Raw genomic sequence first — 16,415 nt, 5'->3', positions numbered from 1 at the left:
ACCCTTATTTTCTAGCCAGTAAAATTTCTAATCGAGCACCGACTCTTTCGGCTAAATCTGCTAGGTCTCCTACCCACTCAATAATTTGATATAAAAACATAACATCGACTGGTTTAAGGTCGTCTTCAATTGCTAATAAGTTTTTACGTAATGACACTTGCAATGTATCGGTATCATCTTCGATACGGTCAAGCTGTTCGATCATCTTCTCGACATACTCTACTTCTCTGCCTCTGAAGCCGGTTTCTAATAAGTCATCTAACTCATTAATCGCTTCAGCCGCTTTTTCAATCGCATCAATACAACGGGCAACATATTGCTTGAACTCTTCATGCAAGGTTTCAGGAATTTCTAGTTTGCGTCCAAAGATCCGTCCAGCAATATCTTTCGCTTTATTTGCAATTTTATCTTGCTGAGTTAACAACTCTAACAAATCCGCACGATCAACTGGCATAAATAAGCCACCTGGCAACTCTAAACGTAATTGACGTTTCAAGTCGTCGGCTTGTCGCTCGTATTTAGAAATTTTGGTTCGGATTTTACCTGCCGTTGACCAGTCACACTGTGCAACCGCGTCAAAAAAAGGAACCAGTTGTTTAGAACATTTAGATACCATTCGAATATGTTTTTCTAATGGTTTAAGTGGTGATTTTGCAAAGACACCGAGAATTGAATTGCTGGCCATAATTATTTTCCAGGAGCTTTATTGCTCTTTGTTTTAATTCGCGCGGATATTAACTTATTTGACACAATTAGGAAACAACCGCATATCAATAAAAAAGACTATGCTGAAAAAATTTGAGCATAGTCTCACATTATAGACGTTTATATGAACGTGTTACTCTGGTGATGAATGACGTACCACCTTGCCATTAACAAAGTAAATAATATATTCACAAATATTCTGACAACGATCGCCAATACGCTCTAACGCCCGAGCCGACCAAATAACACTCATAATTTGTGGAATAGAGCGTGGTTCTTCCATCATATAAGTCATTAACTGACGCATTAATGCTTCATATTCACGATCAATTTTTTCATCACTTTTATGGGTTTTAATCGCAGTTTCTACATCCATGCGAGTGAAAGCATCTAAAGTTGTTTGTAAACACTCTAATACCCGGCGCCCTAGATTTTCTAGATTACGTAACAAATCCTTATGGGCACTGGTCAAGCTTTCTAATGCTACTTGTGAAATTTTTTGCGCTTCGTCACCGATACGCTCTAAATCTGCGATGGTTTTAACAATCGCCATAATTAAACGTAAGTCACCGGCCGCTGGCTGGCGTTTTGCAATAATGCGGGTACATTCATCATCAATACTGACTTCAAAATCATTAATAGCGTCATCACTGGTGAGTACTTTATTGGCTAAGTTTTCGTCTGAATCCGCCACCGCCGTTAACGCATCACTCAATTGTTTTTCAACTAAGCCACCCATTTGCATCACGTGATTTATTACACGCTCCAAATCTTCGTTAAATTGTCCCGAAATATGACGGCCAATATTTAAATTATCCATTATTTGCTCCTAATGATTCAATGATTAACCGTATCGGCCAGTTATATAGTCTTCGGTTTTCTTTTTCATCGGCGTAGTGAACAAGGTATTAGTATCACTGTATTCAATCAAGTCGCCCATATACATAAAGGCGGTTTGATCTGACACCCGTGCTGCCTGTTGCATATTATGAGTCACGATTACGACAGTAAATTGCTTTTTCAAGTCGTTGATCAACTCTTCAATCGTTAACGTTGAAATAGGATCTAACGCCGAGGTTGGTTCATCAAGCAATAATACTTCTGGCTCAATCGCAATCGCGCGGGCAATCACTAAACGCTGTTGCTGACCACCAGATAACCCTAAAGCACTATCGTGTAATCTGTCTTTTACTTCATTCCATAATGCAGCACTACGCAATGATTTTTCAACTGCTTCATCTAAAACACGGCGATTGCTTTCCCCGGTGATACGTAAGCCGTAAATCACATTTTCGTATATGCTTTTTGGAAACGGATTAGGTCGCTGAAACACCATGCCAACTTTACGACGCAATGCCGCAACATCGACATGCTTATTATAGATATTTTCACCGTGAAGATTAATTTCTCCGTCAATACGGCAAGAATCCACTAAGTCATTCATACGGTTGATACAACGTAACAAGGTCGACTTACCGCAACCACTTGGTCCGATAAATGCGGTCACTTGCCCTTTAGGGATCGCCATGGTGATGTTTTGCAGCGCTTGTTTCTCACCATAATATAAATTGAGTTTGTTTATCTCTAACGCCTTTTGCTCGGGTGAAAGATTATTCAAATCAATTTTCGTTTGTAACGCCGAACTCGTTTTAGGGCTAACAGAAATCATAATGTTCTCTTTAATTTTTTCTTTTACTTTCAGTAATCTTTTCAGTGTGAAGCTAAGCTTCTGGCTACAACATTAAATGATTAATGTTCTAACATCCGATATTTTTCACGCAAGCGGTTACGTATTGATACTGCCGTCATATTTAACGCGACTATAATTGTCACTAACAATAACGCAGTGGCATAAACTAATGGTCGCGCCGCTTCAACATTAGGGCTTTGGAAGCCAACATCATAAATATGGAAACCAAGGTGCATAAATTTGCGCTCCAAATGCAGGAACGGGAAGTTTCCATCTAATGGCAAGTTAGGCGCCATTTTCACCACTCCAACCAACATTAACGGTGCCACTTCACCGGCTGCGCGAGCAATCGCTAAAATAATCCCCGTCATAATTGCCGGGCTGGCAATAGGTAAAATAATGCGCCACAAGGTTTCCGCTTTTGTTGCGCCTAATGCCAAACTACCATGACGCATCGCGGCTGGTATTCTCGACAAACCTTCTTCTGTAGAAACAATGACTACAGGTAAGGTCAAAATTGCGAGCGTAATAGCTGACCACATCACACCAGGTGTGCCAAACGTTGGACTAGGTAAATTTTCAGGGTAGAACAGCTGATCTAAACTGCCGCCGACCATATAGACAAAGAAACCTAAACCAAAAACACCATAAACAATCGATGGCACACCAGCTAAGTTAATCACGGCGATGCGTAATAAGCGAGTTAAGGCATTGTTTCCGGCATACTCATGTAAATAAATTGCCGCAATCACTCCCATAGGAGAAACGATCACTGTCATCAGCAATACCATTAACACAGTACCAAAAATGGCCGGGAATACCCCTCCTTCAGTATTTGCTTCTCGAGGATCTTCGCTAACAAAGGTGGCTATCTGACTAAAGAATACGCCAACTTTTTCCAGCCAATACAGCTTATTATTAAAGGATACTTTTAAAATATGCTCGAAATTAATAGTGATAATTTGTCCATCCATAGCACGCATTTTTAACTGATCGCGCGACACTTTTTGACGTAACACCATTAGCTGCTGCTCAAGTGTCTGATATTCTGCTTTTAATTGAGCCACTTCATCGGCAATTTGCTGAGCTTGCTCATCAGTTAAACTTCCCTCTAAACGATATTTACGCTCCTTTAAACGCAAACGCTCAATTTGATAGTTAATTGCTCCGATATCAACAGCTTGCAATTCGTCAATTTGCTCTTGAAACGCAATCACACGTTCCAGCAGTTCAGGCATTTTATCTAATGATACCTGCTGACCATCAAGAATTAATGTCTCGATATAGCCATAGAAGTTGCCGTTAGTTCTGCGCTCAACCAGCACTAAATCTTCCGGAGTAGACTGTTGAGTGATTTGCGGCACCAATAACCAGCGAAAATCAAGGCTGACTAATTCCCGGTTACCGGTTTTGATCAATAAGCGTTCAACATCTTGCTCATCGTCTAACTTGAGATCTAAATGCGCTAATTGCTGCGCCGGAATACTTTCTCTGTCGTAAATTTCACCGATCACCGTCGATGATTTACCTTGCTCATCCGTTAATTCAAACTGATAGATATCTGCCGGCCAAAAATACGACAGGCCACGTGAGGCAATTAACCATAATAAACCAAGGACAGAAATCAAACTGATACTAACACCACCAGCTGATAACCAAATCCAGGGAGCGCCTGATTTAAACCATGTTTTCATATTTTCAGTACTCCCACACTATAACGAACTGTATTTTTCACGTAAGCGTTGACGAACAAACTCAGCTAACGTGTTAAAAATAAAAGTAAAAACAAACAAGACAAAGGCAGCTAAAAATAAGATACGATAATGCGAGCTTCCTACTTCTGATTCCGGCATTTCTACGGCAATATTAGCCGCTAACGTTCTCATTCCTTGGAAGATACTCCAGTCGACAATTGGGGTATTACCAGTCGCCATTAACACTATCATGGTTTCCCCAACCGCACGGCCAAGCCCCATCATAATGGCAGAGAAAATCCCTGGACTTGCGGTTAATAACACCACTTTAACTAAGGTTTGCCATTGCGTTGCCCCTAATGCTAAAGAACCACTGGTTAAATGCTTAGGCACACTAAAAATTGCATCTTCCGCCATAGAGAAAATCGTTGGAATAACGGCAAACCCCATAGCAATACCAACGACAAGCGCATTACGCTGGTCAAAGCTAATACCTAAGTCATTGGTAATAAACTGACGAACATCACCACCAAATAAATAGAGTTCCATTAATGGTGACAGTGAAAATGCAATTATCGCCGCCAAGATTAACACTGGGATCAGTAATATCGGCGCCCAGCTTTCAGGCAGCTTGTCTTTGATGTTTTTCGGTAGTTTGTGCCAGCCAAATGCCGTTAGGAACACAGCCAAAGGCAATAGGATCAGTAATAATGCGATCGCTGGCAGGTTATTCTCAACAATAGGCGCTAGCCATAGCCCTGCTAAAAAGCCCAAAATCACCGTCGGTAAAGCTTCCATGATCTCTATCGTCGGCTTAACTTTTTTCCGTAATGCTGGGGTCATAAAATATGCAGTATAAATTGCCGCCGTTAAAGCAATAGGCACCGCAAATAACATCGCATAAAGCGCTGCTTTAACCGTACCAAAAGAGATTGGTACTAATGAGAATTTCGCTTCAAAATCATCTGAACCTGAGGTTGATTGCCAGATATATTCCGGCTCTGGGTACCCTTCATACCAGACTTCCTGCCATAACGCTTGCCAGGTGACCTCCGGATGTTCATTTTCAACCGCATAAAGCTCAACTTTATTATTATTAAGCAGTAATAAACCATCAGCTCGTGGTGCAATCACCATAGCCGTAGGTAAACTGTCGGTTAACGTCCCGCGCCATAACTCCGCTTCACTGGTGGTATAGAAGGCCCCCATTTGTCCGGTAGCCGTTACGCTATAAAAACTCTTACGGTATTGCTCCGTGATAATCTGACTGATCGCTTCATAACGACTGGCCGTAAAAGTACGAACTTGCTTAAACTCTCGACCACTATCGGTTGACACTTCAAACCACTGGCTCACCATACCGCGACTATCACCCAGTAATACTGAGCTGCCGCCTGAAAGTAACGCCATCGCGGTTAAATGCTTAGGTTGGGCACTACTTTGCGCTAGCTGAGGAATAATCGTCGCTTTTAATTCAACGTCATATTCATCCGTTAGATCATAAACAAACACTTGATCAGCACTACGAACAAATGCCATTGCCAGATCTGGGGTTACCAGAACATCGTCAACCTGATCGTAAGGTGTATCTATTTGTTGATAGATGGCTTCATAAGCAGGATCATAATTAAAATCATCTTCGGCAATGAAACTGGTTTTAATTAAGCGACCATCTTGAGTAAAGCCAACGAACACTGCCAATTCATCGTTCATCGCGAATGCCAAATGTTGCAAAGCTTGTGCTTGTTCATCAACCGGCAAATAGTCTTCACCTAACGGATACTGAATGTTAGGAACTATCTCTCGTTGATCCAATTGATAAATAGCTTGGAATTGGGCACTGATCAGCTGAACATTACCCTGCTGGTCAACAATCAGTTTACGCTCATTATCTACATCAATAACCTTGGCTAACGGCTGCTCTGACAACACCTTGCTAAATAACTGCTTGCCAGGTACCACATCTGCAGCACCGGTTTGTAGTGAAAAATAGTTAATATGACCATCTTGCTTGATGGTATATGCAAGCTCTTGCAGTTCATCTAGGCCAACACTCAGCACCGCATCATTATGACTGAGATTAAATTCAGTCACTTTATCAACAGTCGCTGCCTCAAATATCGGTTTGATGACATAGAGTAGATACATAAAAATTAGCACTAGGGTAAATAACACACTGATCCCACCGAGTGTAATTAGCCATCGTGCTAATGAATTTTTCACCTGGCGAATGCCAGTTGATTTAAGTGCAATCGTCACTTACAACACCTTTAGTTCTAGAATTATTCTAACTTTGGCAATTATAAGACAGTTATGTGACATTTTTGTGACAGAGCAGATTTAACCACAACATCAAGTGATATTAAGTATATCTGCCATCCCAGCTCGGTAAAAAAGTTGTTTATTAATAAAAATCCGTTTATGTTAGCGTAAGACGGTTGTTCTGTAATATCAAAAGGATAAGCAGCATTATGAGCATTGAACATTTAATGACTAAAACCTTAGTAACGCTTGACATTGACGACGACCTAGCTCGGGCAAAACAAGTGTTTGAACAACATCAAATTCATCATATTCTGATTCTCAACGGTAAAGAACTTGCTGGGCTCCTTACCGATAGAGACTTATTTAAAAACCTCAGTCCAACAATCGGCACCAGTAAAGAAACCCCAAAAGACACGTCATTAACGAAAAAAAAACTACATTTAGTAATGAGCCGGGAATTAGTAACTGCCGGAACGGGAATCACCATTAACGAAGCCGTGTTGTTATTTTATGATAACCATATTTCCTGCTTACCTATTGTTGATGATAACTTTCGTCCACTCGGTATTCTTACCTGGCGTGATGTGATAAAAATTATCGCGGTTCAGTATCGTCATAAGCTGGCACAACCAAATAAACCAGTCACAAGTTAAACATTGGCGATTAAGAACTACAAGATAACATTGAACAGCCCGCTTTATTTTTAGCCCAGTCTGGTCGTTTAGCAGCAAAATGTTCAAATTCGCTATGCTCCTGATAGGGGCTAGCCAGCACAATTTGTAGTTGCTTGATCATGCTATAATCCCCAAGCTCAGCTTTATCGATTGCCTGTTGCGCTAAATAATTGCGCAAGACAAATTTAGGGTTAACCTGATTCATTTTTTTCGCCCGGTCATTATCATCACTGACATTTTGTTTAAGGCGCTGACAATAATCTGCCAGCCAGCTATCAAAACTTCGCCAAAAACCTTCAGTGTTTTGCTGTATTTGATAAAAACAGGAATTAAAGTGCACCTTGTTATCAATCACTTCATCGTTATAACCAGCGAGTAAACGATAAAAAATCGTCATATCGATATTGCCCGTCGTTAACAGCTGTTCTAAGCGGACAAATAATTCGCCGTCTGGCTCTCGTAATTGCTCAAAACCTAACTTATCTTTCATCATATCACGCCACTGGCTTTGATAAATTTCTGCGAAGTTACTAAGTAGTTGATTCAACGGTTCAGCTTCATCAATCAGTGGATAAATAGCATTGGCCAATTGAAATAAATTCCACTGCGCTATCTCTGGCTGAGCGCCAAAACAATAGCGTTTACCTTGTGCATCGGTGGTATTCGGCGTCCAAGATAAATCAAAATTATCTATCCAGCCATATGGGCCATAATCTATGGTTTCACCAATAATCGACATATTATCGGTATTTAGTACCCCATGAACAAAACCAACCCGCATCCAATGAATCACTAACTGACAGGTACGCTGACAAATTTCATCAAACCACTTAAGATACGTCTCTTTTGACGGAGGCCCAAGTTGAGGAAAATCCTGTGCAATAGAAAAATTCACCAATTGGCGTAACAACCCCACATCACCGCGCTGCGCCGGTAACTGAAAACTACCAAAACGTAAAAACGATGCTGAGACCCGGCAAACAACTGCGCCGAATTCCTCTTTTGGATGACCATCATAAAACATGTCCCGCACCACCTTGTCACCCGTCAAACATAAACTTAATGCCCGAGTGGTAGGAATACCTAAATGGTACATGGCTTCAGAGCATAAAAATTCTCTTATCGACGAGCGCAGCACTGCAAAGCCATCGGCTTGGCGAGAATAAGGCGTTGGTCCTGCGCCTTTTAACTGCAAGGTTTGCAACCCCAGAGTTTTGCTTGCTACTTGTCCGAGATTAATCGCCCGGCCATCGCCTAATTGCCCGGCCCAATGACCAAATTGGTGACCGCCATAGCACATGGCATAAGGCTGCATGCCTGCTAACAACTCGTTACCAGTAAAAACAGTAGCAAACTCTGATTCTGTTAATTGCTTAAGCCCGAGCGCTTCGACCAGAGAGGATGTCGTCGCAATTAATTGCGGCTCTGCTGTTTGCTTGGGACTAACGAAGGAATATGCTGCCGACATCACTTGGCGGCAATAATTCGCCTGTTCATTATCAGCGGGTAATTGTTGAATAAAGACGTTATTAAAATCGGGAATTGAGCGCGGCAAAATAGCACCATATCTGGCTTCACAGTACTGGTTATATTAACCGATCACGTATAATGAAGAAAGCAGTGCCCTAGGGTACTCAGTCGCAATAATTTTTTTATTAACCACGGTTAATGGGCAATATCACCCTAAAGGCCGCACCAGATAAAATATTAGAATCGCCGACACTCAGCTCACCGTGATGCCATTGTACAACCCGTTTAGCAAAGGCTAGCCCTATGCCATAACCGGAATTAGCCGCATGGTTGCCACGAACAAAAGGTTTAAAAATATCAAGCTGCTGCTGTTTTGGTACACCGTTACCATTATCATGTACCATTATTATCACCTGTCCCTGTTGATGACTTAATTCAATAATCACCTGTCCCTGGCCATAATTAATGGCATTCTTTATCAAGTTACTAAACAACATGGATAAGTATTGACTATCCCCCAACACTGTCAACTCAGGCTGATAGCGAGTTGCTTTTATCATGATGTTCACTTGCTCTGTGCTATATTGCTGCGCTAGTTTTTTTAGCAATGCCAACAACGCAAGCGGTTCACGCTCAATGGTTAACATTGTCTGTTCAAGGCGCGCATAATTAAGCAGCGTTTCCACTAACGCAGTCATTTGTTCAACATTGTCACTGATTTTTTCCTGATACTCCTTTATCAACTGAGGATCATCTTCCTCTGCTAAGGTATCAAGACCAAACTGAATACGCGCCAATGGCGTTCTTAAATCATGCGAGACAGCACTGCTAAGCAATTTAACATCGGCGATCAAATCGGCAATACGCTGTGCCATGTGGTTAAACTCTTGTTCTATTGCACTAATATATGAAATTTTACTCGGGACGATACGTTGCGTTAATTCTCCATCACCAAACGACTGCGCTGCTCGTTTTAACCGTGATAGTTGCCGCAATAATGGATATGCCCATATCAGAAAAAAGCTCAATAATAGTCCATAAAACAACAAAGTATAAAAAATATCAGTCGCATTACCTTGAGACTCAAACAGCCTCAATGGAGCCTTAAGCACTAGCACCTTATCATCTGGTAATAGCGCATAATATGAAAGCTGGCTATCAGTAGTTAACAACAAGTGTTGCTGCTGACGAAACTGTTCAACTAACAATGGTGGCATCACCAGTTTATCTAGCGCTTTAAGCGACAACTGATAATCATGATTTCCCGTCCACTGATGAATAAATGCCTGTTTGTTTGCTAACTGAGCCAAAGTTTGTGCAAGATTGTCACCAAACTGCTCAAACAACCTCACTTTGCTGACATCCTGTTCAGGCTCGGCGTTATGCTGATACAAGGTATCGACCAACCAGCCAAGGCCTATGGTTGAAGCAAACACCACCAGGATTAGCGAATATGTCAAAAAGCGCAAGTTACCAAGCCTCTTTTATAAACAAATAACCTTTACCCCACACCGTCTTAATGCGGTACGGATCGTTCGAACTGTCACCGAGCTTTTTACGTAAACGCGAGACTTTTAAATCGATCGAGCGGTCAAAACCGTCATAATCAAAGCCTCTAAGTTCATTCACTAACGCCTGACGAGAAACCACCTCACCTGCCTGAGTGGCCAGTATCCATAACAAATCAAATTCATGGCTTGATATTTTTACTAACTCACCGGCCAAACTCACAGTTCTTGCGGAATGATCTATCACTAGCTGATTAAAGTGCAAACGCTGTGGCGAATTCTCTTGCGTCTGGTGTTGCTGCTTTGCCAAATGTTTATTGATCCGCGCTAATAACGCTCTGGCCCGTACCGGTTTAGTAAGGTAATCATCCGCGCCCATTTCCAGCCCAAGCACTTCATCAATTTCTTCATCACGCGCTGTCACCATAATAATGGTATTCGTAAAGGTTGGACGAACCTGACGGCAAACCTCAATACCATCTAGGTTAGGTAACATGCCATCGAGGATCACTAAGTCCGGGTTGGTTGTTTGGATCAAGTTAACCGCCGCTAATCCACATCCTGTGATTTCAACCTCAAAGCCCTTTTTCTGCAAATAACTTTGCATCCACTCGGCCAGGTCCTGATCATCTTCAACAATCAGCAGATAAGGCGATAAACTAGGGCTATTCATCGATTAAAATAATCTCCAAGAAGTACGAGCGCGAACACTCTTTTTATAAACCCAGGCCATTTTCAGCTCTTTTTGTGCCAAAATTTCTGAGCCATGTTGCGCTTTTAAATAAAAGATCACATTTTCATTAGCGATCGTTTCCTGTTCAAAGTGACCTGACAAGCTGTTTTGCCAGCACAATAACGGTGCTTGCTGTTGACTGGAAAACAAACAATAATTGCCACTTTGCTGAGTTTGCCAATTCAAAGAAATATCGACATAACATTTTTCTCCCTGATGCACAGCAATACATTGATTCGGCTGAAGTTCAATTACATTATCCTGGGCATAGCAAACACTTGACAGCTGAATCAGGATAATCAAACTTAATACTACTAGATTTTTAATAGCAGACATCTTAATTCTCCTATTAAAAAACATAGCTAACAAGCACACCAAACTCAGTAATGCCCTGAGCACGATCATCTCGATTTGCTGCAAGTTGCATCACTGGGTTATCGGTTATGCTATCAGGTAAATCGGTATATCTGGCATAAGCTTCAAACAGAACATTTTCCGATATAGGATAACTGGTGCCAACCTGAGTAATAAGATTAATACCGCTGTCTGCCTGATAATGTTTAAAACCGATGCTTTCAATCGCATCAGAGGTCGAATAATAATAATCCATCATATCTCTCGAACGATATTCGACCCCAACCGACGCATAGACTTCCCAGTTTTTAATCAGCCAGGATTGTGAGCCCCACACTGAGGCATATAGCGCGCCGTCATATTCATCACTGAATGAGTATGGGGCTACCGTTGCCTGAAACGTCGTACGATCAAATCCACCTACCGCTCTTAAGCCCAGCATGTTGGTCGATTTTTTCACTTCCCTGATATGGGGAATATTTTTACCACCGAATTCATAGACATTTTCACCATGACCACGTACGGTTAATAAATCAAAGCTCCAGTGCTGGCTATTCCAAAAGTTAAAGCCAAAATTAGTGCCCTGATTCAGTTCGTTAGCACCGTGTGATACTTCAATAAAAAAGCCAGGTTTTAGCTGATAACGACCGCTGATAAATAATGAGCCGCCAGTATCCTTGTTATGATAAGGTGAGGTTTCCGATTTATAGCCGTAACCGACTTTTAAATAGCCACTGAGCCATTCGTTCTCTTCAGCTGGTACTTCATTCGCGAATACCGGGGCTAAACTTGCCAGTAAGTAGCAGCCAAGCGCACCATACGTTATCTGTTGTTTCAAGGTGATTCTCCATTCCATGTATTTTTCGCTGACAAGAATAACGCTTGAATCACGGCCAGGCTGTACCACGAATTATCTAAATGTATCACTTTGTATCTGTTGTATTGTTATTATCGGCCGCGAAGTTTAGCAAAAACACAATAGCTTAGCTAACGACTCGCCAAACCTAGCACTAAATCTATGAAAAATATCCACTCCATTGGCAAACCACCTTAATACAACTATGCTTAAAATATCAAAGCACTAGCAAAATATTTTGCTCAGTGTTCACTTTATCGAAGTTATTAAGGATGATCATGAATAAAGACCTCATCAACATCGCCCAGCAATCCATTGCCGAGATTATGAATAAAAACGTTATCACCGTTAGCGTTGATGACAGTATTTCCGATGTAGAAAAGTTTATAACTGAGCATCAGCTTTCTTTCTTACCTGTGATGGATATCGACAACAAGTGCTTCGGTGTTGTTAGTGACCGTGACTTTGTTAAGTTTCATCATTATAAAGGAAACGCTAAATTGGAGCATATCTGGGAGATATGTTCACACTCGGTAATAACCGTTGATATAGACACAACGATTAACGAAGCAGCACAACTGCTGATCGCTCATAAAGTGCATCATTTAATCGTTTTCGAAAACAATAACGTCACAGGCGTTGTCTCATCGATAGATTTGTTAAGGTATTATGTTAATGATTAACGCGAATTAATGCTTAATTATTATGGATGATCCGCCAATGGAGCCAAAATTTTGCAATCTGACTATTTTCGACAGCATAAACGATTAACCGATATCTGTTCAGAAGGTTTATGTGTATTAACGCCCAAGGGAAAATTCCTTCAGGTAAATGCCAGTTTTATCAAAATGACAGGTTATAGTGAGCAGGAATTACTCGACTTATCCATTCAAGATCTCGACAAGCATTTTTGCCTTCCAAGCACAGATACTGCAAATGCACCAATCGGCAATCAGTTAACCACCCAGTTACAACATAAAAACGGCTCAAAAATCAAAGTTAACCTTAATGTCTTATATCAGCAAAACGTGCACGACAACATCTTGCTCAATTGTCAAAAAGTTACTCACGAACCAAGCAGGCCAGCAAAAAACAGCATCATAGAGAATATTTTTAATAACTCAACAGAAGCAATCGTTGTAACAGATAACCGTGGAGAAATTATTTTAACCAATACGCAGTTCACCCATATTACTGGTTACAATACCACTGACGTGAGCGGCCAAACATTGGCGATTTTAAAATCAGGTCGCCATAATAATAGTTTCTATCAAGAGTTTTGGCACGAACTAAACACGAAAGGAGTCTGGTCGGGGGAAATTTGGAACAAACGAAAAAACGGTGAAATCTACCCAGAATGGTTAAACATTAGTAGTATCAGAGATGCAAACGATGAAATCAGCTACTTTATTGCCCAATTTTCCGATATCTCCTCGATAAAAAGATCAGAAAACATCCAACAATTTCAAGCGTACCATGACCCGTTAACTAAACTCCCTAATCGCAGGCTTTTATTTGAGCGCCTAGCCAAACTAGAGCAACATGATACGGTAATCGACTCGACCTTTGCAGTATTATTTTGCGATCTCGACCGCTTTAAAACGATCAATGATACCTTAGGACATAATGTTGGTGACGAAGTGTTAAAAGCGGTTGCCGATACTCTCAAAGGTGCGTTAAGGAATACTGATACCATTGCGCGCAGTGGCGGAGACGAATTTATTATTGTTATTGAAGGTAACGAGGCAATTCAACACTTAGAGCGTATTGCGGCACAAATACTAGCCAAATTCGATGCCCCAATTGAAACTAAATATGGTGAATTCTTTATTTCCTTCAGTATCGGTATCAGCAAATATCCAACAGACTCAAGCGATATCAGAGAACTCATTTCATTTGCAGATATTGCCATGTATCAAGTTAAACGCATTGGTGGAAACAATTTCTGTATTTTTGATCCCAAGCAAAAACAAAATATTCTCCATAAAATTGAGTTAGAAAATATTATTCATCAATCAATTGATAATAAGGAATTCGAAGTCTGGTACCAGCCACAAATTAACGCCAAAACGCGAGAGGTTTACGGCGTAGAATGCTTACTACGCTGGCAACACCCACAACATGGTTTTGTTTCTCCCGAGTTATTTATTCCTATTGCAGAGCGTAATGGCCTGATCAAAGAGCTAGGAGAGTTTGTCCTCACTACCGCCTGTCATCAACTCAGACAATGGCAAATTAATGATATTTTTACTGGCATGATGGCAATCAATGTTTCACCAAGACAATTTGATCGCGATAACTTGGTTGGTCTGTTAAGGAAAACCTTGGCAGAAGCAGCGGTTCCTGCACATTGCATCGAAATAGAAGTGACTGAATCTATTTTTGCCAAAGAAGATAATTTCCATATTTCGATACTGGAAGAGATACGTAATTTAGGCGCAAAAATAGCAATAGATGACTTTGGCACTGGCTACTCATCACTGGCTAGATTAAAACAACTGCCGATAGATAACCTAAAGATCGATAAGAGTTTTATCGACCATATCACTTCCTCAGATAAAGACTTATCAATAGTTAATGCCCTATGTTTATTAAGCCGCTCTTTTAATATCGACATCATTGCTGAGGGTGTTGAACACCAACAACAGGCAAATTTACTACAACAACTCGGCTGCCATAATCATCAAGGGTATTTATATGGCAAGCCCATGCCCGCTAAAGCATTTGAACAATGGCTCATCAACTTCTCTTTGTCGCCAGTCATTGACCCAATAAAAGCAAAAGTAACAGCAATAACGACCAACTAGATAAACAAGGTATGAAATCAATTAATTCGAACCACCATATTGACGTTTTAATCATCTATCAAGATAAAGAAAGCGTTAAACACGTTATCCTGCAATTACAAGAATTAAGCATCAATTTTAAAACCCTAATCTTTGATCATAATCGCTTCAGCGACATACTCCACTTAGCTCCCAAACTGATCTTACTTTCGTCCAATAACACCATCAGCACAATTAAATTTTACATTGAACTATTAGAGAAATATGAAGATAAACTCTGTAGTCATTCCAGTGTTTTACTTGTCAATAATAAAAATGCAGCCAAGGCCTATTTAGCCTGCCAACAAGGTTTGTTTGATGATTATGTCATTATCAATCCGTTAATTGAGCCTTATCGACTGAAACTATTAATTCAGCAGAGATTAAAAATTCGGCATCCCCACGGCGATAGTCATGTTAACGAGCTGCTTGCGGCCAGTGGCAATGAACTTGCGAACTGTATATCTTATGGAGTAAAACTAAAAAGCAACGTTGAGCATCAGCTATCGGCTTGTCAGCAGGAAATTATAAAGGCAACACTTGAGCAGTGTGTTACAGACGAATCGAACGAAGTATTGCAACACATGGTAAAAATGACCTTTAGCGAACTTAATCAGAACCTTTCGACACAAATTCAACAAATATTAACTCAAATGCTTGATGTCAAAGCATTACATAGCACCATAAATGACAAACTTACCTCATCCAACAATAATGGCCAACGACCTTGCTCCAGTGCAGGAATAAACTTGACCTCTTTACTCAAGCAACAAGATGATACTTTACTTACTCAGCCCCCCAAGCAATATAAATTACTGATCGCCGAACATTCAGAATTATTTACTAAATTACTGATTGAAATTTTTGAAGATACCCATTTTGATTTTGTTGTAGCACACAACGGTACAGACGCATTAATGCTATATAAAGTATTTCAGCCTGATGTTATTTTACTGTCCTACGATTTACCCAATATAGATGGCATTGAAGTGACCAAACGCCTGCGTCAGCAAGGAGAAAAAGTTCCCATTGTTGCCTTTAGCCAACATCAAAACAAACGTTTAATCAACCAGTGGATACCATTAGGACTAAGTGGCTATATCGTCAAACCATCCACTAAAAAGAATATCCTCAATACGGTTATACAAGCGAGTAAAAGCCAAAACGAAATCATCAGCCATAATCACAATCATAACCATGCACAGATAGAATGGATCCCCGCTTATTCTGTTGGCAATGAGCTGATTGATATGCAGCATAAAAAGCTGTTTTCGCTGATTAATGATTTTTTTAACAATAGCAATCAAGAAGCGGTGAAAGCCTTGTTTAGCAAATTAGCGCAATACATCAAAATACACTTTGAAGCAGAAGAAGAATTGATGTTTCATTGCAATTATCCAAAGATAATTGAGCACCAACAAAAACATATAGCGTTAACCAAAAAGTTTGAATTAATGGCAAATAAACTGGAAACATATAATGAGGCTAACCATCATAAAATAGGTTTGTTTTTGTATAACTGGTTAGCCAAACATATTTTAAAAGAAGATTTAGACTATAAACCCTATGCGATTAAACAAAGCAATATAGATTTACTGAATAATAACAGTATTTCAATCGAACAATGATATTAGCAAGCAC

At 40.4% G+C, this 16,415-nt stretch carries 14 protein-coding genes; 4 read left to right on the top strand and 10 right to left on the bottom strand.

Translation table 11 applies throughout. From position 1 onward, the window contains the following. Window positions 1-4: 4 nt before the first annotated feature. The 5 genes from QQK06_RS13570 to QQK06_RS13550 form a co-directional block, all read right to left on the bottom strand. Window positions 5-685, bottom strand: a complete 681-nt coding sequence (locus QQK06_RS13570; protein WP_284245266.1) for a TIGR00153 family protein — start codon at window positions 683-685, stop codon at window positions 5-7. Between the two features lie 153 nt (window positions 686-838). Then, entirely contained in the window at window positions 839-1,525 is a 687-nt protein-coding gene (gene phoU / locus QQK06_RS13565; protein WP_284245265.1) for a phosphate signaling complex protein PhoU, read from the bottom strand. A gap of 24 nt (window positions 1,526-1,549) precedes the next feature. Then, window positions 1,550-2,374 (bottom strand): phosphate ABC transporter ATP-binding protein PstB, encoded by an 825-nt coding sequence (gene pstB, locus QQK06_RS13560; RefSeq protein WP_284245264.1) that lies wholly within the window; start codon window positions 2,372-2,374, stop codon window positions 1,550-1,552. Between the two features lie 80 nt (window positions 2,375-2,454). Beyond that, window positions 2,455-4,089 carry a phosphate ABC transporter permease PstA gene (gene pstA / locus QQK06_RS13555; RefSeq protein WP_284245263.1) on the bottom strand — a complete coding sequence of 545 codons (1,635 nt, stop codon included), beginning with the start codon at window positions 4,087-4,089 and terminating at the stop codon, window positions 2,455-2,457. Between the two features lie 18 nt (window positions 4,090-4,107). Beyond that, a complete protein-coding gene (locus tag QQK06_RS13550; RefSeq protein WP_284246626.1) occupies window positions 4,108-6,237 on the bottom strand; it encodes an ABC transporter permease subunit in 2,130 nt (709 codons plus the stop codon). Between the two features lie 323 nt (window positions 6,238-6,560). Here QQK06_RS13550 and QQK06_RS13545 point away from each other — a divergent pair, with 323 nt between their 5' ends. Beyond that, complete coding sequence (locus QQK06_RS13545) at window positions 6,561-7,007, top strand: CBS domain-containing protein (RefSeq protein ID WP_284245262.1); 447 nt, start codon at window positions 6,561-6,563, stop codon at window positions 7,005-7,007. 10 nt (window positions 7,008-7,017) lie between these two features. On the opposite strand, the gene QQK06_RS13540 is transcribed toward QQK06_RS13545, so the two are convergent. The 5 genes from QQK06_RS13540 to QQK06_RS13520 all read right to left on the bottom strand — a co-directional run bounded on the left by QQK06_RS13540 (window position 7,018) and on the right by QQK06_RS13520 (window position 11,931). Beyond that, entirely contained in the window at window positions 7,018-8,583 is a 1,566-nt protein-coding gene (locus QQK06_RS13540; RefSeq protein WP_284245261.1) for a protein adenylyltransferase SelO, read from the bottom strand. 100 nt (window positions 8,584-8,683) lie between these two features. Next, window positions 8,684-9,958: a sensor histidine kinase gene (locus tag QQK06_RS13535; protein ID WP_284245260.1), complete on the bottom strand. Its 1,275-nt coding sequence runs from the start codon at window positions 9,956-9,958 to the stop codon at window positions 8,684-8,686. Between the two features lie 10 nt (window positions 9,959-9,968). After that, complete coding sequence (locus QQK06_RS13530; protein ID WP_284245259.1) at window positions 9,969-10,679, bottom strand: response regulator; 711 nt, start codon at window positions 10,677-10,679, stop codon at window positions 9,969-9,971. 3 nt (window positions 10,680-10,682) lie between these two features. After that, on the bottom strand, window positions 10,683-11,075 hold the full coding sequence (locus tag QQK06_RS13525) for a DUF3019 domain-containing protein (protein ID WP_284245258.1): 393 nt from the start codon (window positions 11,073-11,075) through the stop codon (window positions 10,683-10,685). Between the two features lie 13 nt (window positions 11,076-11,088). Beyond that, entirely contained in the window at window positions 11,089-11,931 is an 843-nt protein-coding gene (locus QQK06_RS13520; RefSeq protein ID WP_284245257.1) for a MipA/OmpV family protein, read from the bottom strand. A gap of 296 nt (window positions 11,932-12,227) precedes the next feature. On the opposite strand from QQK06_RS13520, the gene QQK06_RS13515 reads away from it, so the two are divergent. From QQK06_RS13515 to QQK06_RS13505, 3 genes are read left to right on the top strand one after another with little or no spacing between them, the layout of a single operon-like run. Next, window positions 12,228-12,632 (top strand): CBS domain-containing protein, encoded by a 405-nt coding sequence (locus tag QQK06_RS13515; RefSeq protein WP_284245255.1) that lies wholly within the window; start codon window positions 12,228-12,230, stop codon window positions 12,630-12,632. A gap of 51 nt (window positions 12,633-12,683) precedes the next feature. Next, the gene (locus tag QQK06_RS13510; RefSeq protein WP_284245254.1) at window positions 12,684-14,756 is read left to right on the top strand and encodes a GGDEF and EAL domain-containing protein; all 2,073 of its coding nucleotides are present in this window, start codon (window positions 12,684-12,686) and stop codon (window positions 14,754-14,756) included. An 11-nt stretch (window positions 14,757-14,767) separates the two neighbouring features. Then, window positions 14,768-16,402, top strand: a complete 1,635-nt coding sequence (locus QQK06_RS13505) for a bacteriohemerythrin (RefSeq protein ID WP_284245253.1) — start codon at window positions 14,768-14,770, stop codon at window positions 16,400-16,402. The last annotated feature ends 13 nt before the right edge of the window (window positions 16,403-16,415 follow it).

The organism is Thalassotalea insulae, from assembly GCF_030161395.1.
Lineage (GTDB): Bacteria > Pseudomonadota > Gammaproteobacteria > Enterobacterales > Alteromonadaceae > Thalassotalea_E > Thalassotalea_E insulae.
This window is presented reverse-complemented; position numbering and strand designations above follow the sequence as displayed.